The 23494-nt window shown below is 52.2% G+C and carries 26 protein-coding genes; 17 read left to right on the forward strand and 9 right to left on the reverse strand.

What is annotated here, in order from left to right:
- The first annotated feature begins 4 nt into the window (after positions 1 to 4).
- The 16 genes from OGV89_RS07585 to OGV89_RS07660 all read left to right on the forward strand — a co-directional run bounded on the left by OGV89_RS07585 (position 5) and on the right by OGV89_RS07660 (position 12755).
- The gene (locus OGV89_RS07585; protein ID WP_003839013.1) at positions 5 to 1837 is read left to right on the forward strand and encodes a diol dehydratase reactivase subunit alpha; all 1833 of its coding nucleotides are present in this window, start codon (positions 5 to 7) and stop codon (positions 1835 to 1837) included.
- Positions 1827 to 2177, forward strand: coding sequence for a glycerol dehydratase reactivase beta/small subunit family protein (locus OGV89_RS07590; RefSeq protein ID WP_003844243.1), 351 nt, complete (start codon positions 1827 to 1829; stop codon positions 2175 to 2177). The genes OGV89_RS07585 and OGV89_RS07590 overlap by 11 nt, the downstream gene beginning before the upstream one ends.
- 19 nt (positions 2178 to 2196) lie before the next feature.
- Positions 2197 to 2472 (forward strand): propanediol utilization microcompartment protein PduJ, encoded by a 276-nt coding sequence (gene pduJ, locus OGV89_RS07595; RefSeq protein WP_001057752.1) that lies wholly within the window; start codon positions 2197 to 2199, stop codon positions 2470 to 2472.
- Between the two features lie 24 nt (positions 2473 to 2496).
- Positions 2497 to 2961, forward strand: a complete 465-nt coding sequence (locus OGV89_RS07600) for a BMC domain-containing protein (protein WP_003839007.1) — start codon at positions 2497 to 2499, stop codon at positions 2959 to 2961.
- Complete coding sequence (locus OGV89_RS07605) at positions 2961 to 3593, forward strand: phosphate propanoyltransferase (protein ID WP_003839005.1); 633 nt, start codon at positions 2961 to 2963, stop codon at positions 3591 to 3593. Before OGV89_RS07600 ends, OGV89_RS07605 begins: the two co-directional genes overlap by 1 nt.
- On the forward strand, positions 3590 to 4081 hold the full coding sequence (gene pduM / locus OGV89_RS07610; protein WP_003839004.1) for a microcompartment protein PduM: 492 nt from the start codon (positions 3590 to 3592) through the stop codon (positions 4079 to 4081). Before OGV89_RS07605 ends, pduM begins: the two co-directional genes overlap by 4 nt.
- Before the next feature lie 3 nt (positions 4082 to 4084).
- Positions 4085 to 4360, forward strand: coding sequence for a EutN/CcmL family microcompartment protein (locus tag OGV89_RS07615; protein WP_003030211.1), 276 nt, complete (start codon positions 4085 to 4087; stop codon positions 4358 to 4360).
- Positions 4361 to 4368: 8 nt separating this feature from the next.
- On the forward strand, positions 4369 to 5376 hold the full coding sequence (pduO, locus tag OGV89_RS07620; protein ID WP_230141508.1) for a two-domain cob(I)yrinic acid a,c-diamide adenosyltransferase PduO: 1008 nt from the start codon (positions 4369 to 4371) through the stop codon (positions 5374 to 5376).
- Entirely contained in the window at positions 5373 to 6758 is a 1386-nt protein-coding gene (pduP, locus tag OGV89_RS07625) for a CoA-acylating propionaldehyde dehydrogenase PduP (protein WP_286558462.1), read from the forward strand. Before pduO ends, pduP begins: the two co-directional genes overlap by 4 nt.
- A gap of 10 nt (positions 6759 to 6768) precedes the next feature.
- Complete coding sequence (locus OGV89_RS07630) at positions 6769 to 7881, forward strand: 1-propanol dehydrogenase PduQ (protein ID WP_119174363.1); 1113 nt, start codon at positions 6769 to 6771, stop codon at positions 7879 to 7881.
- Positions 7878 to 9233 carry a cobalamin reductase PduS gene (pduS, locus tag OGV89_RS07635; RefSeq protein WP_119174364.1) on the forward strand — a complete coding sequence of 452 codons (1356 nt, stop codon included), beginning with the start codon at positions 7878 to 7880 and terminating at the stop codon, positions 9231 to 9233. Before OGV89_RS07630 ends, pduS begins: the two co-directional genes overlap by 4 nt.
- Positions 9234 to 9235: 2 nt before the next feature.
- Complete coding sequence (gene pduT, locus OGV89_RS07640) at positions 9236 to 9790, forward strand: propanediol utilization microcompartment protein PduT (protein WP_003030201.1); 555 nt, start codon at positions 9236 to 9238, stop codon at positions 9788 to 9790.
- Complete coding sequence (gene pduU / locus OGV89_RS07645) at positions 9790 to 10140, forward strand: propanediol utilization microcompartment protein PduU (RefSeq protein WP_003030198.1); 351 nt, start codon at positions 9790 to 9792, stop codon at positions 10138 to 10140. The genes pduT and pduU overlap by 1 nt, the downstream gene beginning before the upstream one ends.
- 4 nt (positions 10141 to 10144) lie before the next feature.
- Complete coding sequence (pduV, locus tag OGV89_RS07650) at positions 10145 to 10597, forward strand: propanediol utilization protein PduV (RefSeq protein WP_003838992.1); 453 nt, start codon at positions 10145 to 10147, stop codon at positions 10595 to 10597.
- The gene (locus OGV89_RS07655; RefSeq protein WP_200002822.1) at positions 10582 to 11796 is read left to right on the forward strand and encodes an acetate/propionate family kinase; all 1215 of its coding nucleotides are present in this window, start codon (positions 10582 to 10584) and stop codon (positions 11794 to 11796) included. Before pduV ends, OGV89_RS07655 begins: the two co-directional genes overlap by 16 nt.
- Positions 11797 to 11888: 92 nt before the next feature.
- On the forward strand, positions 11889 to 12755 hold the full coding sequence (locus OGV89_RS07660) for a GHMP family kinase ATP-binding protein (protein ID WP_003844259.1): 867 nt from the start codon (positions 11889 to 11891) through the stop codon (positions 12753 to 12755).
- Between the two features lie 40 nt (positions 12756 to 12795).
- Here OGV89_RS07660 and OGV89_RS07665 read toward each other — a convergent pair whose 3' ends face one another.
- From OGV89_RS07665 to phsA, 7 genes are all read right to left on the reverse strand, one after another.
- Positions 12796 to 13131, reverse strand: coding sequence for a DUF496 family protein (locus OGV89_RS07665; RefSeq protein WP_003030187.1), 336 nt, complete (start codon positions 13129 to 13131; stop codon positions 12796 to 12798).
- Between the two features lie 238 nt (positions 13132 to 13369).
- Entirely contained in the window at positions 13370 to 14428 is a 1059-nt protein-coding gene (locus OGV89_RS07670) for an FUSC family protein (protein ID WP_003844262.1), read from the reverse strand.
- A gap of 107 nt (positions 14429 to 14535) precedes the next feature.
- Positions 14536 to 15003 (reverse strand): DNA gyrase inhibitor SbmC, encoded by a 468-nt coding sequence (gene sbmC, locus OGV89_RS07675; RefSeq protein WP_003838984.1) that lies wholly within the window; start codon positions 15001 to 15003, stop codon positions 14536 to 14538.
- A 123-nt stretch (positions 15004 to 15126) separates the two neighbouring features.
- Positions 15127 to 16299 (reverse strand): serine-type D-Ala-D-Ala carboxypeptidase DacD, encoded by a 1173-nt coding sequence (gene dacD, locus OGV89_RS07680; protein ID WP_032936755.1) that lies wholly within the window; start codon positions 16297 to 16299, stop codon positions 15127 to 15129.
- A 139-nt stretch (positions 16300 to 16438) separates the two neighbouring features.
- The gene (phsC, locus tag OGV89_RS07685) at positions 16439 to 17206 is read right to left on the reverse strand and encodes a thiosulfate reductase cytochrome B subunit (protein WP_060854668.1); all 768 of its coding nucleotides are present in this window, start codon (positions 17204 to 17206) and stop codon (positions 16439 to 16441) included.
- Positions 17203 to 17781 (reverse strand): thiosulfate reductase electron transport protein PhsB, encoded by a 579-nt coding sequence (gene phsB, locus OGV89_RS07690; RefSeq protein ID WP_049014406.1) that lies wholly within the window; start codon positions 17779 to 17781, stop codon positions 17203 to 17205. The genes phsC and phsB overlap by 4 nt, the downstream gene beginning before the upstream one ends.
- A gap of 14 nt (positions 17782 to 17795) precedes the next feature.
- Entirely contained in the window at positions 17796 to 20069 is a 2274-nt protein-coding gene (gene phsA, locus OGV89_RS07695; protein WP_003838975.1) for a thiosulfate reductase PhsA, read from the reverse strand.
- Positions 20070 to 20469: 400 nt separating this feature from the next.
- Here phsA and sbcB point away from each other — a divergent pair, with 400 nt between their 5' ends.
- Positions 20470 to 21894, forward strand: coding sequence for an exodeoxyribonuclease I (gene sbcB, locus OGV89_RS07700; RefSeq protein ID WP_200002823.1), 1425 nt, complete (start codon positions 20470 to 20472; stop codon positions 21892 to 21894).
- A gap of 59 nt (positions 21895 to 21953) precedes the next feature.
- Here sbcB and plaP read toward each other — a convergent pair whose 3' ends face one another.
- Together plaP and yoeI are read right to left on the reverse strand one after the other, a co-directional pair.
- Positions 21954 to 23315 (reverse strand): putrescine/proton symporter PlaP, encoded by a 1362-nt coding sequence (plaP, locus tag OGV89_RS07705; RefSeq protein ID WP_060854671.1) that lies wholly within the window; start codon positions 23313 to 23315, stop codon positions 21954 to 21956.
- Positions 23305 to 23367, reverse strand: coding sequence for a membrane protein YoeI (gene yoeI / locus OGV89_RS22915; protein ID WP_099045591.1), 63 nt, complete (start codon positions 23365 to 23367; stop codon positions 23305 to 23307). The genes plaP and yoeI overlap by 11 nt, the downstream gene beginning before the upstream one ends.
- Positions 23368 to 23494 lie beyond the last annotated feature (127 nt).

The raw sequence follows: 23494 nt of genomic DNA on the forward strand, positions 1-23494 counted from the left end.
GATCATGCGATATATAGCTGGCATTGACATAGGCAACTCATCAACGGAAGTCGCTCTGGCTACTCTGGATGAGTCTGGCGTGCTGAGCATCACCGGCAGCGCGCTGGCAGAAACCACCGGAATTAAGGGCACATTACGTAATGTGTTTGGCATTCAGGAGGCCCTTACGCTGGCGGCAAAAAACGCCGGTATCAATGTCAGCGATATTTCGCTCATCCGTATTAACGAAGCCACCCCGGTCATTGGCGACGTGGCGATGGAAACAATAACCGAAACCATCATCACTGAATCCACCATGATCGGCCATAACCCTAAAACACCGGGCGGCGTCGGGTTAGGCGTGGGCGTCACTATTACGCCGGAAGACCTTCTCAGTCGCCCGGCGGATACGCCCTATATTCTGGTGGTGTCATCGGCATTTGATTTCGCCGATGTTGCTACGATGATTAATGCCTCCGTCCGTGCCGGATACCAGTTGACTGGCGTTATTTTGCAGCAGGACGATGGTGTGTTGGTCAGTAATCGTCTGACTCATCCCCTGCCCATCGTCGATGAAGTCCTTCATATTGACCGTATCCCGTTGGGGATGCTGGCTGCCATTGAGGTCGCCGTACCAGGAAAGGTCATTGAAACGCTTTCTAACCCCTACGGCATTGCAACTGTCTTTGGCCTCAATGCCGATGAGACTAAAAACATTGTTCCGATGGCACGGGCGCTGATCGGCAACCGTTCAGCCGTGGTGGTGAAAACGCCGTCAGGGGATGTGAAAGCGCGAGCGATTCCTGCCGGAAATCTGGAGCTACAGTCTCAGGGTCGTACAGTACGGGTCGACGTTGCAGCGGGCGCCGAAGCGATTATGAAAGCGGTTGGTGAATGCCCAAAACTGGATAACGTTACCGGAGAAGCTGGCACCAATATTGGCGGCATGCTGGAGCATGTGCGCCAGACGATGGCTGAATTAACCAATAAACCCAGTCATGAAATTTTTATTCAGGATCTGCTGGCGGTCGATACCTCGGTTCCTGTCAGCGTGACGGGTGGACTTGCCGGTGAGTTCTCGCTGGAACAAGCTGTCGGCATAGCCTCCATGGTGAAATCAGACCGCCTGCAAATGGCGATGATTGCCCAGGAGATCACGCAAAAGCTCAACATTGACGTCCAGGTTGGCGGGGCCGAAGCCGAAGCTGCCATTCTGGGGGCCTTAACTACTCCGGGCACCACGCGACCACTGGCTATTCTGGACCTCGGCGCGGGTTCAACCGACGCTTCTATCATCAATCCTAAGGGCGAAATTATTGCCACGCACCTGGCGGGTGCAGGCGATATGGTCACGATGATCATTGCCCGTGAACTGGGTCTGGATGACCGTTACCTCGCGGAAGAGATTAAAAAGTATCCGTTGGCGAAAGTTGAGAGCTTGTTCCATCTTCGCCACGAAGACGGCAGCGTTCAGTTCTTCCCTACGCCTCTCCCGCCAACGGTTTTTGCGCGCGTGTGCGTAGTTAAGCCCGATGAACTGGTGCCACTGCCGGGTGAACTGGCGCTGGAGAAAGTACGAGCCATTCGTCGAAGTGCTAAGGAACGCGTTTTCGTTACTAACGCACTCAGAGCGCTACGTCAGGTGAGTCCGACCGGGAACATTCGGGATATTCCCTTTGTGGTACTGGTTGGCGGCTCATCCCTGGATTTTGAAGTTCCGCAGCTGGTCACCGATGCTCTGGCGCATTATCGACTGGTTGCCGGGCGCGGCAATATTCGTGGTACCGAAGGTCCGCGCAATGCGGTTGCGACAGGGCTGATTCTCTCCTGGCATAAGGCATTCGCTCATGGAAAGTAATCTCACCACGCCAGCCATCGTTATCTTCACCAGTGCTGACTGCGCTGACGTCTGGAATGACGTACTGCTGGGTATTGAAGAAGAAGGGATCCCCTTTGTGATTCAGGAGAATGACTCAACTGACGTTATCCACAACGCATGGTTGGCCGCCTGCCAATCACCATTGCTGGTTGGTATTGGCTGTAGCCGTGAAAAACTGGTCGTGCACTACAAAAACTTACCCTCATCAGCACCGCTTTTTACGCTGACGTATCAACAAAATAGCCACGATCGCCGCAGCATTGGTAACAACGCTGCGCGGCTGGTTAAAGGCATTCCGTTCCGGGAATGCCACTCATAACCCACAGGAGAAAAGCAGTATGAATAACGCACTGGGACTGGTTGAAACAAAAGGGCTTGTCGGCGCTATTGAAGCCGCTGATGCCATGGTGAAATCCGCAAACGTGCAGTTGGTTGGTTACGAAAAAATCGGCTCTGGCCTGATCACCGTTATGGTTCGCGGTGATGTCGGCGCGGTGAAAGCAGCCGTAGATGCTGGAAGCGCAGCCGCAAGCGCCGTTGGTGAGGTGAAATCCTGCCACGTTATCCCGCGTCCGCACAGCGACGTTGAAGCCATTTTACCTAAATCCGCATAAGTCGTTGCAACCAAGGAGCACAGCGTGAAGCAATCACTGGGATTACTTGAAGTTAGTGGTCTGGCATTAGCCATCAGTTGCGCGGACGTCATGGCGAAAGCCGCCTCCATCACGCTGGTGGGCCTAGAAAAAACCAACGGCTCAGGCTGGACGGTGATCAAGATAATCGGGGATGTGGCCTCCGTCCAGGCGGCCATTTCCACTGGTGTCAGTTTCGCTGACCAGCGAGATGGACTGGTGGCTCACAAAGTCATTTCCAGACCCGGGGACGGGATCCTGTCGCATAGCGTTGTCCTGGAGCCTGAACCAACGCCCGACCCCATACCAGCCATACCGCATGAAGAGATATTTGTAGACCATGCGGCACCCGAAGCGCCGCAAGATGCAGAGTTGATTAGCTGCAATTTGTGTCTTGATCCTGCCTGCCCTCGCCAAAAAGGTGAGCCGCGCACTCTTTGTCTTCACTCCGGCAAACGAGGTGAAGCGTGATGGATAAACAGCAACTGGAAACCACTGTCGCTAAGGTTCTCGATGAAATGCGCGAGCGCCCGATTCCGCTGGGGATCTCTAATCGGCATATTCATCTGTGCGCTGAAGATTACGGTCGCTTGTTTCCCAATCACCCAATTAGTGAGAAAAAAGAGCTGCTGCAGCCAGGGCAATATGCAGCAGAGCAGACTGTCACGCTGGTGGGGCCAAAAGGTCAGTTAAAAAATGTGCGTTTACTCGGTCCGCTGCGCAATACCAGCCAGGTCGAAATTTCCCGTACTGACGCCCGCACGTTGGGAATTGCTGCTCCGCTGCGGATGTCGGGCAATATTCAGGGCACACCCGGTGTTCGTCTTGTCAGCCCATTTGCTGAACTGGACTTAGCATCCGGGGTGATCGTTGCCCAACGGCATATCCATATGTCGCCGCTCGATGCTCTGATTCTGCGAGTTTCCCATGGTGATAAAGTCTCGGTCGCCATTAATGGCGATGAACGTCGACTGATTTTCGATAACGTCGCCGTACGCGTTTCGCCGGATATGCGCCTCGAAATGCATATCGATACAGACGAAGCCAATGCTGCAGGCGCTGATAATCCCCAGGCATTTGCCACACTGGTGACCTCACGATGAACAACGAACTGCTGCAACGCATTATCGAGGAGGTTGTTTCCCGATTAAAAAAACGCGCGGAAAGCACGCTCACTCTTAGCGTCGCGCAGTTACGGGAAATCGATTCACGGACAGTATGCTGCCAGTACTCGTCGCTCCATCTCCAGCAAGTGGACCTGCCATTTCTGGAGCAAATTGCCGAAGGCTGCCCAGTCAACATGTCGGTGGTAATGATTCACGACGCGCTGGCATGCGGAGTCCGCGTGAAGATTTCACTACAACACCGATTGTTACCCGCAATCCCCGTGAAAAAACTCGCGCGTCTGCCGCTGGAGTTCAGTGACGAACTGGGGCGAATCATCTTTTTGCATCCTGAGAAGCTTCTCAGCTATGCCGACGTCGCCCAATTGAGGGATGGCGTACTGGTGCTACGCCGTCGATGTGTCGTGACGGCTCTGGCTCAGGAAGCTGTCAGTCTGCGAAATGTCCAACTAATTAAGCAGGAGTGAGCTATGCATCTGGCACGGGTTACAGGCGTTGTGGTTTCCACGCAAAAATCTCCATCACTGGTGGGAAAAAAACTGTTGCTGGTACGTCGGGTAAGTGCTGACGGAGAGCTTCCTGCGTCTCCAGTGAGTGGAGATGAAGTCGCTGTTGATTCTGTCGGCGCGGGGACCGGCGAACTGGTATTACTCAGCAGCGGGTCCAGCGCCAGACACGTTTTTTCCGGCCCGAATGAGGCCATTGATCTGGCTATCGTCGGCATTGTCGACACGCTTTCTCGTTAGGAGGAACTATGGCGATTTATACCCGCACAGGTGATGCCGGAACAACAGCCCTATTTACCGGACAGCGCGTGAGCAAAACGCATCCGCGCGTGGAAGCCTACGGTACGCTGGACGAACTGAATGCGGCGCTTAGCCTGTGCGTTTGCGTGGCGAAAAACCCTCAGCACCGGCAGTTACTTGAAAATATCCAGCTGCAGCTTTTTTGGTTCAGCGCCGAACTGGCAAGCGAAAGCGAAGAACCGACGCCAGAGCAGCGCTACATCAGCTCAGAAGAAATTGCGGCACTGGAAGCTGCCATCGATATCGCAATGGGAAGAGTACCGCCCCTGCGCAGCTTTATTTTACCAGGCCGCAGCGAAGCCGCCAGCCGACTGCACTTTGCCCGAACTCTGGCACGCCGCGCAGAGAGACGACTGGTCGAGCTGTCCACCGAGATCTCCGTCAGACACGTGCTGATGCGTTATATCAACCGCCTGTCCGACTGCTTATATGCGCTTGCACGAGCAGAAGATCATGACGCCCATCAAAACGAAATCATTCAGAAAGTGGCTGAGCGCTATCTCGCTGCCGTTCAACCACCAGCCACAAAGGAGCCGACTATGTCTCTGTCTTTTCAGGAGCTCCACCAACTCACTCGTGCTGCGGTGACGAGAGCAGAAGAACTTCAGGTTCCGGTCGTCATTAGTATTGTTGATGCGAATGGGACCCAAACGGTGGCCTGGCGCATGCCTGACGCATTACTGGTGAGTAGCGAACTGGCACCGAAAAAAGCCTGGACTGCCGTGGCGATGAAAGCCGCCACGCATGAGCTGACATCGGCAGTACAACCAGGCGCCGCGCTTTACGGTCTGGAAAGCCATATGCAGGGAAAAGTCGTCACCTTCGGTGGCGGGTACGCATTATGGCGTGAGGGTTTACTCCTCGGGGGTCTTGGCATCAGCGGAGGAAGCGTTGAACAGGATATGGACATTGCAGAAACGGCCATTGCGGCGATTAACGTGAGAACACATCAATGAATACTTCAGAACTTGAAACCCTTATTCGTAACATTTTGAGTGAGCAACTCGCCCCGGCAAAAGCAGAAGTTAAGGGTAACGGTATTTTTCCGTCCGTTGGCGAAGCGATCGATGCCGCTCATCAGGCTTTTCTGCGTTACCAGCAATGTCCATTGAAAACCCGCAGCGCCATCATAAACGCCCTACGCGAAGAACTGACGCCTCATCTTGCTTCACTGGCCGCTGAGAGCGCTGCCGAAACGGGTATGGGCAACAAAGAGGATAAGTTCCTTAAAAATAAAGCCGCGCTGGACAACACTCCAGGTATCGAAGATCTCACCACCACGGCGCTAACCGGCGATGGCGGCATGGTGTTATTCGAGTATTCACCGTTTGGCGTGATTGGTTCTGTCGCCCCCAGTACTAATCCGACAGAGACCATTATTAACAACAGCATCAGCATGCTGGCGGCAGGGAATAGCGTTTACTTCAGTCCGCATCCGGGTGCTAAAAAGGTTTCACTCAAGTTGATTGCCATGATTGAAGATATTGCTTTCCGTTGCTGCGGAATTCGTAATCTTGTCGTCACGGTCACAGAACCCACTTTTGAGGCTACCCAGCAGATGATGGCGCACCCTAAAATCGCAGTTCTGGCGATTACCGGTGGCCCAGGCATTGTTGCTATGGGCATGAAAAGCGGGAAAAAAGTCATCGGCGCAGGTGCAGGAAATCCACCCTGCATTGTTGATGAAACGGCCGACCTGGTTAAGGCGGCGGAAGATATCATCAATGGCGCATCCTTTGATTACAACCTCCCCTGCATTGCTGAGAAGAGCCTGATTGTTGTTGATGCCGTTGCCGAACGACTGGTTCAACAGATGCAGTCTTTTGGTGCGATGCTTCTCAATAGAGAAGAGGTAGACAAACTGCGAGCCATCTGCCTACCAGAAGGCATAGCCAATAAAAAACTGGTGGGTAAAAGCCCGGCAACCTTACTGGAAGCAGCAGGAATACCAGTTCCGGCAAAAGCACCTCGATTACTGATAGGCATCGTCCAGGCGGACGACCCGTGGGTTACCAGCGAGCAACTGATGCCAATGCTCCCCGTCGTAACGGTGAGCGATTTTGATAGTGCATTAACGTTGGCCCTGAAGGTTGAAGAGGGATTGCATCACACGGCCATTATGCATTCGCAAAATGTGTCACGTTTGAACCTTGCCGCGCGCACGCTTCAGACCTCCATCTTTGTGAAAAATGGCCCCTCTTACGCCGGGATCGGCGTTGGTGGTGAAGGCTTTACAACCTTCACTATTGCGACGCCAACCGGTGAAGGAACAACATCTGCGCGCACTTTCGCACGCTCTCGTCGTTGCGTGCTGACAAACGGTTTTTCTATTCGTTAATGGGGCCGTTATGAATAGCTTTTCACTGCAAACTCGATTGTACAGCGGCCAGGGAAGTCTGGATGTGCTCAAGCGCTTCACGAATAAGCATATCTGGATTATTTGCGATGGTTTTCTCGCGCGTTCTCCCCTGATTGAAAAGCTGCGCAACGCTCTGCCAGCGGATAACCGCATCAGCGTTTTCAGCGATATCACCCCCGATCCCACCATCAGCACTGTAGTTCAAGGGATTGCACAAATGCAGTCCCTGCGGCCGGACATCGTGATGGGTTTTGGTGGCGGCTCAGCACTGGACGCCGCAAAAGCCATCGTCTGGTTCAGCCGCCAGTTCGGTATTGAAATTGAAACCTGTGTCGCAATTCCCACTACCAGCGGTACGGGCTCCGAGGTAACCAGCGCCTGCGTGATTAGCGATCCGGATAAAGGCATTAAATATCCATTGTTTAATAATGCGCTTTATCCAGACATGGCCATCCTTGATCCAACGCTGGTCGTCAGCGTACCGCCAGCCATAACCGCGAATACCGGCATGGACGTGTTAACGCATGCACTGGAGGCATACGTATCCACGAAGGCCAGCGACTTCACCGATGCACTAGCTGAAAAAGCGGCTCAAATCGTCTTCCAGTACCTGCCTGTCGCCGTCAGCAAAGGCGAATGTCTGGCAACCAGAGGGAAAATGCACAATGCGTCAACGCTCGCGGGAATGGCATTTAGTCAGGCTGGACTGGGGATCAATCATGCGATTGCCCATCAGTTGGGCGGTCAGTTTCATCTGCCACACGGACTTGCCAATGCGCTGCTGCTGACCCATGTCATTCATTTTAATGCTCGCGATCCGCGGGCTGCGAAGCGCTATGCCCGTTTCGCTAAAGCCTGCCATTTATGCCCGGATAACGCGAACGATACAGCGGCATTGAATGCGCTCATTCATCATATCGAGCTACTCAAAAAACAGTGTGCGTTGCCTTCTTTAGTTGACGCGCTTAAAGACGGAAAGCAAGCCTGGTCGCAACGTATCCCGTCGATGGTTCAGGCCGCGCTGGCTGATGTCACGCTGCAAACCAATCCTCGTGTTGCCGACGCCAGTGCCATGCAGGAACTGCTTGAGGAATTATTATGAAGACAGCCATGACGGCAGAGTCCACGCTCTATGATGCGCAGACAATTCGCGAACGCGTTCGCGCAGCGGGTGTTGTCGGAGCCGGAGGCGCAGGCTTTCCTGCTCACGTAAAATTACAGGCGCAGGTCGATACTTTTCTGGTCAATGCGGCTGAATGTGAGCCAATGCTGAAAGTTGACCAGCAGTTGATGGCCGTCCAGGCTGAGCGACTTATCCACGGCGTTCAATATGCCATGACGGCTACCGGAGCCAGTTCCGGAATTATTGCGCTCAAAGAGAAATACCAAGAGGCTATCAATGCATTAACACCCCTTCTGCCTGCCGGGATCCGCTTACATATTTTGCCCGATGTCTACCCGGCAGGTGACGAGGTTCTGACCATCTGGATGGCAACAGGCCGGAGAGTTCCGCCTGCCGCGCTGCCGGTCAGCGTCGGGGTAGTGGTCAATAACGTCCAGACCGTGCTCAATATCGCGAGAGCAGTTGAGCAGCAGTACCCCGTTACGCGTCGTACCTTGACCGTTAACGGCGCTGTCGCCAGACCAATCACACTCACAGTCCCTGTCGGCATGTCTTTACGTGACGTTCTGGCGCTGGCCGGGGGTGCAACCGTTGACGATCCCGGCTTTATTAACGGTGGTCCGATGATGGGCGGCCTGATTACTTCACTGGATACCCCAGTCAGCAAGACCACCGGGGGCCTGCTGGTTTTGCCTAAGTCTCATGCGTTGATTCAGCGGCGGATGCAGGATGAACGCACTGTGCTTTCTGTTGCAAAAACCGTTTGCGAGCAGTGCCGTTTGTGTACGGATTTGTGCCCAAGGCATTTGATCGGTCATGAATTATCCCCGCATCTGCTGGTTCGTGCGGTTAATTATCAGCAGGCGGCCACGCCGCAATTGCTGCTCACGGCCCTGACCTGCTCAGAATGCAATGTGTGTGAAAGCGTTGCCTGTCCAGTTGGGATTTCGCCGATGCGAATCAACCGCATGCTTAAACGCGAGCTGCGGGCGCTCAACCATCGTTATGAAGGGCCGCTAAATCCTGAGGATGAAATGGCGAAGTACCGGCTGATCCCGGTTAAGCGCCTTATTACCAAACTGGGCCTTAGCGACTGGTATCACGATGCGCCACTGGCTGAGACTGACTACTCCACAGACAAAACGACGCTGTTGTTACGCCAGCATATAGGTGCCAGCGCTATCCCATGTGTAGAACAAGGCGAACGCGTTGTTCGCGGTCAATGCGTTGCCGATGTGCCGTCCGGTGCATTAGGCGCGCCTGTTCACGCCAGTATTGACGGTATTGTCAGCGAAATCACTGAGCAATCCATCACGGTAATAAGAGGTTAATCATGTCTCAGGCTATAGGGATTTTAGAACTCACCAGCATTGCCAAAGGAATGGAAGCTGGCGATGCCATGTTAAAAAGCGCGAATGTGAATTTACTGGTCAGCAAGACCATCTGCCCGGGAAAATTTCTACTCATGCTCGGTGGTGACGTAGGTGCCGTACAACAGGCGATTGCCACTGGAACATCTCTTGCTGGCGATATGCTCGTTGATAGTCTGGTACTCCCCAACATTCATGCCAGCGTACTACCCGCAATCAGCGGACTAAACAGCGTAGATAAGCGTCAGGCAGTTGGTATTGTCGAAACATGGAGCGTTGCTGCCTGCATCTGCGCCGCCGACCGGGCGGTTAAAGCCTCCAACGTCACGCTGGTACGCGTCCATATGGCATTTGGTATTGGCGGCAAGTGTTACATGGTCGTTGCCGGCGATGTATCCGATGTGAATAACGCGGTGACGGTTGCCAGTGAAAGTGCGGGTGAAAAAGGCCTGCTGGTTTACCGCTCGGTCATCCCCCGTCCACACGAAAGCATGTGGCGACAAATGGTGGAAGGATAATGGAAAGACAACCCACCACGGATCGTATGATTCAGGAATATGTTCCTGGCAAACAGGTCACGTTGGCGCACCTTATCGCCAATCCCGGTAAGGATTTGTTCAAGAAACTGGGATTACCTGATTCGGTTTCTGCGATCGGTATTCTGACCATTACCCCTAGCGAAGCCTCAATCATCGCCTGTGATATCGCCACGAAATCAGGGGCGGTAGAGATTGGTTTTCTCGACCGGTTTACCGGCGCGGTGGTACTGACGGGCGATGTTTCAGCCGTTGAGTACGCGCTGAAACAGGTAACCCGAACGCTGGGCGAAATGATGCGTTTTACCGCGTGTCCCATCACCCGGACGTAATCTCATGAAACGTATCATGCTAATTGGCCCCAGCCAGTGCGGTAAAACGTCGCTCACGCAGTGCATGCGCGGAGAGGTGCTTCACTATCAGAAGACCCAGGCCATAGTCTGGTCTCCTACGACAATAGACACACCGGGTGAATATCTTGAGAACCGCTGCCTGTACAGTGCGCTACTGGCCAGCGCCTGTGAAGCGGACATTATTGCGCTGGTACTCAATGCTGACGCGCCGTGGTCACCATTTTCTCCCGGTTTTACCGGACCAATGAACCGACCCGTTATTGGCCTCGTTACCAAAGCCGATTTAGCCAACCCGCAGCGTATTTCTCTTGTGGAGAGTTGGTTAGCTCAGGCTGGTGCGCAAAAAGTATTTGTCACCAGCGCGCTGGAGAATACCGGGGTCGATGAGATGTTCATTTTTCTGAATGCAAAGGAACCTTCATGTCTCACAAAATAATGGCCATTAACGCAGGTAGTTCCTCGCTTAAGTTTCAACTACTGGCGATGCCGCAGGGTGAAATGATCTGCCAGGGGTTGATAGAACGTATCGGTTTGTCTGATACACTGGTCACCCTAAAAACGCCAGCGCAGAAATGGCAGGAGACTTTGCCCGTAGCCGATCACCGTGAAGCCGTAACGTTGCTTCTGGAAAAACTGCTCAACCACCACATTATCAGCAGTCTGGAAGAGATCGACGGCGTGGGCCACCGCGTCGCACACGGCGGGGAATCCTTTAAAGACTCCGCGCTGGTAACTGATGAAACGCTGGCAGAAATCGAGCGCCTCGCGGAACTGGCCCCTCTGCATAACCCGGTAAATGCGTTGGGGATCGCGGTATTCCGCCAGCTATTGCCCAAAACGCCAGCCGTTGCGGTGTTCGACACCGCGTTTCATCAAACGCTTGATGAGCCTTCTTTCATCTATCCCCTGCCCTGGCGTTACTATGTCGAGTTGGGTATTCGTCGTTACGGTTTTCATGGTACCAGCCACAAATACGTTAGCTCACAGCTTGCTGAAAAACTGGGTGTGCCACTCAGCGCCCTGCGCGTTGTTTGTTGTCATCTGGGCAACGGCAGCAGCATCTGCGCCATCAAAGGCGGACAATCGGTGAATACGTCAATGGGCTTTACACCACAGTCTGGCGTGATGATGGGCACGCGAAGTGGCGATATTGATCCATCCATTTTGCCCTGGATAGCCCTGCGAGAAGGCAAAACACCGCAGCAGCTCAATCAATTGCTCAACAATGAGTCCGGATTGCTCGGTGTTTCTGGCATCTCACCTGACTACCGCGACGTTGAACATGCCGCAGATACAGGCAATCACCAGGCTGCGCTGGCGTTGACGCTTTTTGCTGAGCGCATTCGTGCCACCATTGGTAGCTATATTATGCAGATGGGCGGTCTGGATGCCCTGGTGTTTACCGGTGGTATTGGCGAAAACTCCGCACGGGCGCGCGCTGCGATTTGCCGTAACCTGAATTTCCTGGGTCTGGCCGTTGATGAGGAAAAAAATCAGCGTAATGCCACCTTCATTCAAACGGAAAATGCGATGGTCAAAGTAGCAGTGATTAATACCAATGAAGAGCTAATGATTGCGCAAGACGTTATGCGTTTAGCGATATCTGAAACTGTGACATTGGGCATTCCTGCATAATACTGCCGCACCGCAAATTGCGGCAAATCATGGTAATAGCGCGATCGCCATGACACTATGCGCCGAGGATTGCTGATCACATAGGTGAAGACGTGGCTGTTGCGCAATGTCCCGCATCGTGCGGAGAACTTATCCAGGGCTGGATTCTGGGCAGTGAGAAATTGGTCTCCTGCCCGGTTGAATGGTATAGCACCGTTGAGGTCACTTCAGGTTCACCGCTGACAGATGAACGTCCACTTTCGCGAGCAATGGTTGAGAGGTTATTGCTGCACTGGCAATACCCGGCACACATGAGTCAGGATATCCGAATAGATGTCCAGTCAACCATTCCTGTCGCTAAAGGGATGGCCAGCAGCACAGCGGATATCGCCGCCACGGCAATCGCCACGGCACAGTATCTGGGGCATCAGCTAGACGAATCCACTCTGGCGCAGCTTTGCGTTTCGCTGGAACCTACCGACAGCACCGTTTTCCGCCAGCTTACGCTGTTCGATCATAACGACGCCTCCACGCAAATTGCCTGTGAATCCCAGCCACAACTCGATCTGCTGGTTCTCGAAAGTCCGGAAACCTTGCTTACTGCTGATTATCACCGTACTCCACGTCAGTCAGGGCTACTGGCGGGCGCCCCAGCTCTGAAACGCGCATGGGAAAAGGTACAGGAAGCCTGTATCAGTCAAAACCCTTATCGGATGGGCGAAGCCGCCACGCTGAGCGCGATCGCCAGCCAGTTGCTGTTACCTAAACCAGATTTTGATTCACTATTAGCACTGGTAGAAGAATGTGATTTATACGGCGTCAACGTCGCGCACAGCGGCAGCGTCGTCGGTCTGATGCTCGACAGAAGGCGTCATGATGTGGACTACATTAAATGGATGCTGACGCAGAAAAAATTGACAGTGCACTGGCCGGAACAACATTTGTTGCGGATGGTAACTGGCGGGGTCGAACTGCAATAAGGGCCGCCGCTAAGCAGCGACCCAAACGAGCATAAAATCGTTACTCAGCTTTCGCATCGGCGTTTTTCACTTCGCCCATCGCTTTCAGCTTTTTAGAGATGTCGCGGCGCTCTTTAGAGATCTCAGCGTTTTTGATGATGTAATCATCAACACGATCTTCATAATCGCTTTTCATGCTGGCGATAATGCCCTGAATCGCTTCCACGCTCATTCCAGGCTTGATGTAGTCGCTCAGGTTGTCCAACAGCAGAACGCGTTTCTGGTTGTCACGGATCTTTTTCTCAACGTCCTGAATTTCACGTTGCAGTTTGTTTTTACGACGGAACAGACGAACAAATTCCAGCACGTCCTGGAAAGAAGGCTTGGTAGTTTCCATTTTTACACCCCTGATAATGTGAGATTCGGATTCGTTAAAACAACGGCTAAAGTGGGTCAACATTACTTTCATGCCCGCCATACTTCAAGTTGCATCTGCATCGACAATGCATGGTTGAAACCTGAATTATCGAGGGTAAAGCCATTGCAGTTACCAATGGTTTTAGCCTTTTTCAGTATCATACCTCTAATCTTTGCTGAATCGAAGCAGCAGTAGAACCTATCGCCTCATCTGCTCTTTATTTGCGCAGCGCGCGACAGATTAAATGTGAGAGCAACTCCAGCTGTCGCGCCATTTCCATGTTCAACCAAACGTAGCCGTGAATGGGCGTTTCTGCGACATTATCGCCTTTATGCTCAGCAATGAGCTGACGCAACTCCGCCACGGTGTCATTGAGCTTTTCCGTATTGGCAAGCACCGGCTGCGGATTTCCTTCATACAAGGCGTGGGTTATGGTCAGTAGCGCCTGCTGCGTCCTGAGCTGAGTTTCACGCAAAGTTTGTGCATTCAGCATGACAAAGTGGCTGGTGCGGCTGGCCCAAAGCGCATTAATTTGCAGCTCAAGCATGCAGACCAGATTGCGGTTAACCGTTTGAATAGCCTCAAAAATGGATTTTTGAATACGGGTTTCTTTACTGGCGGGAACGATGAGTCCGCGCATTTTGACAACGTCGCTTAAGAGCTGCTGTAAATGCTTCTCAAGCCGCGGTTGCTCAAGCAAATTAGGGGATAGCGCGGCCTGATACACCCGATTGTATCCCGTCACACAATGTGCCAATTGGATACGCCAGTGTATAAATGCCCGCTGCGGCCAGATGCCGGTAAACAACATCGCCAGTAACGAACCCAAAATAACATCGCCACCGCGCCATAACGCGGTATTCATATCTCCGGCAGGCGCCCCCACGACCACGGCAAGCGTAATGCCAATCAGCAGCGCCTGATACGGCCTTTTACCCAATGCCAACCAGCCACAGAGAAACATCGCCACCGCGCACCAGATCAGCATTAGCGGAAGCGAAAAGAGTTCCAGACGCAGGGCAATCAATCCAAGCACCGAGCCCAGGATCGTTCCGCCTATACGCTCAAACGCTCTGGGAACAACGTTACCCCAAAAAGAAATTGGCCCCATAATCACCACCAGCGTGATCAGAGGCCATGTACCTTCGGGAATGTTTAACAGGCGTACCAACAGAAAAGTAAGAAGAAACGCCAGCGCAATGCGAATGCCATGCACCACACGATAATGACGATACAAACGAATTTCAAAAGGACTCAGCGACTTATCTGCACGCACTCATGCACTCCGTCAGGGAATAGCAAAGAAGCGAATTGTACCTGTTTTTACGGTGAAAACATCATCCTGATGACCAGGACATTCATCCTGATTTACACCAAAAACAGTTACTTCAACTGTACCGGCACGTACATTTCAATGTCCCAGTAACCGTCCTCCATGCCGTTGTTCAGATAAACTTCAAAACAGGGTTTAGCGGCTATCGCATACGTCGAATCCTGCATCAGGCGCTCAAAAAACTGATACCACGGCGTCGCGAAGTCATGATTTTCAACGCGCGCAACGGCTATAGCATAGTCGCCACCTGCCAGCTCGGTCTGGATCACCCCTTCACTGTTTTCCGGGATCTCAAAACCTTCAGGCACAGACACCACGGTATCACAACGCAGTTTTTCCGCCGGAACAACGTCAGGATTGTCGTAATAAACGGCTATCCATTCCAGCGGTACGATCTGCTTACCGTCGACCCACATCATTAACTGTTCGAAACCTTGCTTTACCGTTTGTTCCCACGGTCCAACCATATGGAAACCGGCAATTATGCGTTTCTCGACCTGCTTTATCTCGTACTCCATATAACCTCCGTTATTACACTGTATTTATATACAGTGTAATTTTTAGGTATGACGGCCACAAGGAATCAGTGATTATTATGTGAGCAGATTCGCACTCTTGCCAGTCAGGCACATCAGGAAAAACTACGCCTTATGGCGGAAGTAATCGCTCAGACGCGAGAAGACGCCACCTTCGTTGACAGACTCCAGCGTAACCAGAGGCCAGTGCGCCACCAGTTTATCCCGATCGTAGAGTTCAATTTCCCCCACACGTTGATGGGCAGCGATGGGGGCGACCAGTTCTTTCTTATCAAGTACATATTTTGCCTTGATATTCGCGACTTCGGCTTTAGGCAGGGCCATCCAGAAATCCTGCTCTGTGCCAAGGCTAATTTTTTCTTTATCGCCATACCAGATCCGTTCAATACCAACCTGCTTACCGCTACGTAAAACCTGCACGGTATCGAAGTTCTTTTGTCCCCATTGCAGCAATTTTCTCGCCTGGTCTTCACGTCCTTTCGCACTCTCCGCCCCCATCACAACCGCAATCAGGCGGCGCTGCCCATCAACAGCAGAAGCAATCAGGTTGAATCCAGCGCCGGAGGTATGCCCAGTCTTCAGACCGTCGACGTTCATGGTTTTATCCCACAACAAACCGTTACGGTTTTGCTGCGTGATTCCGTTCCAGGTAAGGCTTTTTTCACTGTACATATGGTAGAAATCCGGCTCTCCATGGATGATAGCTCGCGACAGCACGGCCAGATCGTAAGCTGAGCTATGCTGACCTGGCGCATCCAGACCATGTACCGTTTCAAAATGCGTGTCACGCAGGTTCAGCTTTTGCACATAGTTGTTCATCATCGCGACAAACTGTGGCTGCCCTCCGGCGATGTAATCCGCCAGCGCCACACAGGCATCATTACCGGAATCAACAATTAACCCGCGACTCAGGTCGCGCACAGAAACGCGATCCCCTTCTTTCAGGAACATTAAGGATGAACCGACGAATACCGGATTATCTTTCGCCCAGGCGTCGCGCCCAACGGTGACAATATCTGTCGGACTAATACGCTTGCTGTCGATTGCGCGATCGACAACATAACCAGTCATCAGCTTGGTCAGGCTGGCAGGGTTGCGCTGCTGGTGTTCATTTCCGGCTGTCAGGATTTGGCCCGTGGTGTAATCCATTAATACCCACGCTCCGGCATTAATCGCAGGTGGCTGTGGGGAAAAGCTTACGACCTCGGTCGCGTACGCGGGCGAAAAACTCATCGCAAAGAGTGAAGCGGCAATAAACAAACGGCGTTTCAACAGCATGTCCTCAGGAAATGGAAAAATAGCCGTTCTTTTTACGGAAGTTCTGGCGAACAAACATGGATAAATTGCAAGAAAATGTGACATAAGGCACATTTTCTTGCTGTAAGGAAAGGTTTTCAGATATCAACCGCGGCGGGCATTAGCCTTTACGCGGTGCTGTCTCTGCGTGATGGCTGCGATGACGATGATAGCCATCTATCATGCTGCGGAAAATTTGCCCCGGTGTGTCACCCAGCGTGCACAGGTAAATATGTGCACAGATGAACAGTAAGCCGACAATCGCCAACACCATATGCAGCACCAGCATCACAGGCCCTGCCCCTATTACCTGCGGGTAGAGACATAACAACCCGGTAATGATCAACAGCGGAACCAGCGCATACATGATGGCCAGATAAGCCAACTGTTGTAGCGGGTTAAATTTACTCTCTGCCGTTGCTGCAAACGGGTGCGGCTCACCTTTCATGATGCCATACAGATAAAAGCGCGTTTGCAACAAGCAGCGTGATATCAACCCGTTAAACTTCACCCGATAATGACAACCGTTGCCGCTGGTTGCGTTGATTAGCACAAAACAAACCCAGAAGGCCAACAGGGCGAAACCGCACCAGGTATGTACCTGCACCATTAATGCCACCGGTCCGACAGAGAAGTGCCCAAACAGGCCACTCAGCAGAAGCAGGATAAAAAGCAGCGCATTACCCCAGTGCCAGCGGCGAACTGCCAGCGAATAGAGGTAATCCCGATGTTCTTCTCCAGTAGCTGTTTTGGGTGACAACATCCGACGTAACAGCGCGTGTATAACCAGGCCCGCAATCATCAGCACAATAACAACGCCTGCATAAATGAGCCACAGCGGCCAGTAGTCCGGCGCATAGTTAAGCTCTGCTCCCCAGATAGAATTCATGCTTTACCCTCCTGATGGATCTCTTTACGCCGATAAACACTCACCGGGCCGCTACGCATATCCTGCTGGCGATAAACCTCTTTTTGATTTATCCAGTGCTGAATTTCCGGGTCGTCACGACGACCAAATTTCAGCGCATCCGTCGGGCAAACGGAAACGCAGGCGGGCGATTGTCCAGTCTCCAGTCGGGTATCTGCACAGAAGTTACATTTGTCGGCAATTCCCGTTTGCGGATTGAGATAACGGACGTGGAACGGACAAGCGGCAACGCAATAGTCACAGCCAATACAGCGAGACTTATCCACTTGCACAATGCCATTTTCGTCGCGAAATGACGCACCGGTCGGACAAACGCTGACACACGGCGCATCTTCACAATGCTGACAGGAAACGCGAACAAACTGGAAGTGGGATAGCACCTCGGATTCATGTTCGGGTGAACGGATCTGCACCTGTAGACGGCTAAATCCCTCTGGCACGTCATTCAAAACTTTGCAGGCAACCGTACATGCCTGACAGCCGATACAGCGTTTCTCGTCATGCAGCATGACATAAGGGTTTGTTGCTTGATTCATGATGTTCTCCTTTCTCATGCCCGACGAAGCGTAACGCCAGCGGTGTGCACCACTGTACCGGAAACCGGACTGGTGACATGCGGAAGCAAATTACCGCAATGGATACCGTGCGTTGTCGCCGCGGTTTTGGCTCCCGCCTTGGCGCCAAATCCCATATAAACAAACAGCGTATCGGGCCGAATTCCGGCGGTGACCAGCGCTTTGCCTTTTTCCTTGCCGGTCGCGTTTTCCAGCCAGATGTCATCGCCGCTTTTGATGCCTTTTTCACGGGCCGTTTGCGGGTGGATCCACACCGCGTTGTCCCACATCAACTCGCTAAGCAGTGGCACGTATTGCGTCGCACCGTTGGTATGAACCGCCACTTTTCCCTGGATAAAATAGAGCTCACTATCGCCTTTGAGCGCAAAATTGCGCGCGCGCGGAATACCGTAGCCAGGCAGGAGCGTCTCCAGCTCTTCAGAATAAAGCTCTATTTTTCCTGAAGGGGATTTAAAGCGCAGTTGCTCGCCATAGGTACCGTCGCTGTCAACCGCCACCGCGCCCGGATAGCGTTCCACAAACTGACGCACCGCTTCAGGTTCACGCAGCAGTAACGGAACACCCCACTCCCGATACCCTTTCTCACGCAGTTCAGCAGACAGCGCATGATCGCCATTAAGCTGGTATAACTGACGCGTTTGCATATCCTGCCATGGGTAGAATTGCCCAAGGCCTAACTGCACGGCCAGCTCTTTCCAGATTTGCCAGCTTGGACGCGCATCACCAATAGGTTCTACTACCTGCTGGCGCAGGGCATAGGCTGGATTCAGACCCGACATGTCTGAAACTTCTTCATCGCGCTCAAGGTAAGTACATTCAGGCAAAAGGTAGTCGGCATACGCTGCGCTTTCGCTTAGATAAACATCACAACTGACCACAAGGTCGAGCTGTTCAACGGTTTTGACCAGATCCGGTCGGCAGGTAACGGTTTGGAAAGGGTTGTGTCGGGACATAATCCATCCCTTCACCGGATAAGGCGTCTGGTTTAACACAGCATCAATGATGCTTTGCACCACACCACCGCCCGCCGCGATGTACTTAAACTGCGGGGCTACCAGATCGATACGCTGCGCCGTTGGCTTGGGTAATTTGACATCGGGTTTTGCCAGCACCGGAGCGACCTTCTCTCCGGCCAGCTTATTATAAGTTGCCGCCGCTTTTTTCTGGTATAAACCGCCTTCACGCTCAATATTGCCAAGCAGCACATTGAGGGTAAAAATCATGCGCCGCATATCAATTTCTTCTTGCGAGAACGTCGCACGATGGCCCGGGCTGACGATAGCATGAGGCGCGCAGGCGGCCATTTCTCGGGTGACCCGAACAATGACATCAGCAGGCACATCAGCTTGCTTTTGCGCCCATTCCGGCGTGGTCTCTTGTACTGCTTCTGCCAGTTGGTCAAACCCTGTGGTGTAGCGCGCAACGAAGTCCGCGTCATACAATTTTTCATTGATCATGACGTGGCACATGGCCATCAACACCGGCAAGTCGCCGCCCGGTTTGAGCGCATGCCATTCATCCGCCTTGCTGGAGAAGACGGACAGACGAGGGTCGAAGCTGACCATTTTTGCGCCCTTTTCCTGCGCCATCATCAGTTCATGCGTTTCGGCAACCTCAATTCCTTCATAAAGGTTGTGACCAAAAGAGACCATATAACGGGTATTGGCGATATCCATGGCCAAATCGCCGCCCATCATCACTTTGGCGGCAATCGATTTTCCGGCCGGGCATGTCGACGCGTGCGTAAAGGTGTTTGGCGATCCGAAAGCCGTCGCCAGTTGAAATAAATGCCCTGAAAGCGAACCGGATTTAGAAGAAAAGACGACGCCCTGAGGACCATGCTGCGTTTTAATTGCCGTCATTTTTTCGGCAATTTCTTTATACGCTTGTTCCCAGCTAATAACCTGCCATTCTCCGCTCCCGCGAGGTCCTGTGCGTTTCATGGGTTTAACAATGCGATGAGGGTCGTTGACCAGGCTAACGCCGCTGCCGCCACGAGCGCAGACACGCGTGCCTTGTTGAGGAGCATTAGGGTTCCCTTGAATAAAAACCGTTTTGTTATTAATTACCTGCGCCTGTATCGGGCAACGATAAGAACACATTTCACACAAACTTGGCGTCAGGGATGTTTTCCCTTTGATACTCTCAGGAGAATTTCGTGCCAGTGCGCCTGGCGGAAAACTGCCTATCGCACAGGCTGAACAGCCTATACCCACTCCTCGCAAAAAATTACGCCGACTAATGCTCATATAACCTCCTGTTATTAGATATATCCAATGATTATATGGCGTTTAGAATATTTATTTTTTACATCAATCACATTTCATTACAATGCATGACAGCGAATTGACACAAATAAAAACTCTTTGTTTATAAAAGACTTTTAAAATTTCCAGAACACAATAAAAGAAGAAGAAAATAACAATAATGGTTATCAATTAGATTGTTTACAAATCCGCAACTCCAAGATATTTTATTTCCGTAATTTATTTTAACAGTGCGGAATTTATTTATTAATTCTATAAAAGTCCTGTTTATCTCAACTTTATTGCGTACACAATCCAGCTTCGATAATACCATAGCTGATTATCTCACTATTTTTTGGTATTCTTGGACGAGCGCTAAATTGATCCCGGACATAACTGAACAATGAATGACGGCAAGCAGCAACCTGGTTTTCTCTTCCACGATTACGAGACCTTTGGCACCCATCCGGCGCTGGACAGACCCGCGCAATTTGCGGCTATCCGCACAGATAATGATTTCAACATCATCGGTGAACCAGAAGTCTTTTATTGCAAACCCGCGGACGATTATCTGCCGCAGCCTGAGGCGGTGTTGATTACGGGTATCACACCGCAGGAAGCACGTGAAAAGGGAGAGAATGAAGCCGCTTTTGCTGCGCGCATCCACGCCCTGTTCACCGTGCCGAAAACCTGTATCCTGGGCTATAACAACGTGCGCTTCGATGATGAGGTGACGCGCAACATCCTGTATCGCAATTTCTACGATCCCTATGCCTGGAGTTGGCAGAACGATAATTCGCGCTGGGATCTGCTGGATGTGATGCGTGCCTGCTATGCCCTGCGCCCTGAAGGCATTAACTGGCCGGAAAACGACGACGGCTTACCCAGCTTCCGCCTGGAGCATTTGACTAAAGCCAACGGTATTGAGCATGCCAATGCTCACGATGCGATGGCGGACGTATACGCCACGATCGCAATGGCGCAATTAGTGAAGTCACGTCAGCCGCGTCTGTTTGATTATCTCTACAGCCATCGTAATAAGCACAAGCTGGCCGCACTGGTTGATGTCCCGCAAATGAAACCGCTGGTCCATGTCTCTGGTATGTTCGGCGCATGGCGCGGTAACACCAGTTGGGTGGCGCCATTGGCGTGGCATCCGGAGAATCGTAACGCGGTTATTATGGTCGACTTAGCTGGTGATATTTCGCCGCTGCTCGAACTCGACAGCGACGCCCTGCGCGAGCGGCTCTACACGTCTAAAGCGGATCTGGTTGATAACCCGGCCGTACCGGTTAAATTGGTGCACATCAACAAATGCCCGGTACTGGCACAGGCGAAAACCCTGCGTCCGGAAGACGCCGACCGTCTTGGCATTAACCGCCAGCATTGTTTGGATAATCTTAAAGTTCTGCGCGAAAACCCGCAGATACGCGACAAAGTGGTCGCGATCTTTGCCGATGCGGAACCCTTTACTCCATCAGATAACGTGGATGCCCAACTGTACAACGGCTTTTTCAGCGATGCTGACCGTGCGGCGATGAAAATCGTTCTGGAAACCGAACCACGCAATTTACCGGCGCTGGATATCTCCTTTGTCGATAAGCGCATTGAAAAACTGTTGTTTAATTACCGTGCACGTAACTTCCCGGGAACGCTCGACGAAGCTGAACAGCAGCGCTGGCTGGACCATCGTCGCCAGGTATTCACACCGGAGTTTTTGCAAAATTATGCCAATGAATTGCAGCTATTGAGCCAGCAATATGCGGATAACAAAGAAAAGTTGATGCTGCTGAAATCACTCTGGCAGTATGCCGAAGAGATTGTATAAATCCCACGTATAAAAAAACGGAGAACATGTCTCCGTTTTTTTTCAGCTAAATGCAGTTATTACGCGATATCTTCGTCGTACTGCGGGACCGGGCTGCGGAAGCGTTTGGTCACGCAAGCCAGGTAGATCAGACCGATACCCGCCCAGATCAGGCCCAGAACCATTGAGCTTTCTTCCAGGTTCACCCACAGCGCGCCAACGGTCAGCGCACCGCACATTGGCAGGAACAGGTACTGGAAGTGATCTTTCAGCGTCTTGTTACGCTTCTCACGGATCCAGAACTGGGAGATTACCGACAGGTTAACGAAGGTAAATGCCACCAGCGCACCAAAGTTAATCAGCGCCGTCGCCATCACCAGGTCGAAGTTGATTGCCAACAGAGCAATCGCCCCAACCAGAATGATGTTCATGGACGGAGTACGCCATTTCGGGTGTACATAACCGAAGAAGCTTTTCGGGAATACGCCGTCACGACCCATCACGTACATCAGACGCGCAACGCCTGCATGCGCCGCCATACCGGACGCCAGTACGGTAATGGTAGAGAAAATCAGCGCGCCGACCTGGAAGAACTTACCGGCAACATACAGCATGATTTCCGGCTGCGAAGCATCTGGATCCTTAAAGCGCGAAATATCCGGGAAGTACAACTGCAACAGATAGGTGGAGACGATAAAGATCAGGCCACCAATCAGCGCAGTCAGGAAAATCGCACGCGGGATCACGCGCTCAGCGTCTTTGGTTTCTTCTGACAGGTTGCTGATACCGTCAAAACCGGTGAACGAGAAGCACAGGATGGTCGCGCCGGTGATCATCGGGATCACGTGCGCATCACCGGACCAGAATGGGCGACTGCTCGCCAGCGTACCGGCACCTTCCCCTTCGAACACGCCATAAACGACCATGCCGAGGATCACCGCAATCAGCACCACCTGCAACAACACGATCACGGTGTTGAAATTCGCAACGGATTTGAGGCTGCGAAGGTTGAAGGCGGTCATAAAGGCCACCAGCGCCACCACGAACATCCAGGATGGAATCGAGGGCACCAGCGCTTCAAAATAAATTTTCGCTAACAGAATGTTGATCATCGGGGCGAACAGGTAATCCAGCAGTGATGACCAACCCACCATAAAGCCAACTGTCGGGCTAATGGATTTCTGGGCGTAAGTGTAGGCAGAGCCTGCAGACGGATAGCGGCGTACCAGTTTACCGTAGCTCAGTGCGGTAAAAAGGATGGCGATCAGTGCAAAGGCGTAAGCTGTCGGGACGTGACCATCGGTCATTCCTGATACGATACCGAATGTATCGAACAGCGTCATCGGCTGCATATAGGCAAGGCCCATCATGACAACCGGAACCAGCGTAAGCGTTTTACGTAATTCCACGCGAGAGGTGTTTGGAGTAGCGTTATGCGACATGGTTATCCCCCATTACGGCGAAAACCGTCGCGTAAGCAAAAAATTGCCCCATTTTTTGTTAATCCTCAGCGACAACAACTGTCGATTTTTAAGTAAGTATCTATCCGGTACGAAGCCCGGCCTCTTTTATGAATGATTGGTTTGATGCAAAAAAATAACCGACGCGTATTAAAACGTCG

The sequence above is a fragment of the Citrobacter sp. Cf125 genome (assembly GCF_030333935.1).
Classification (GTDB): Bacteria; Pseudomonadota; Gammaproteobacteria; order Enterobacterales; family Enterobacteriaceae; genus Citrobacter; species Citrobacter freundii.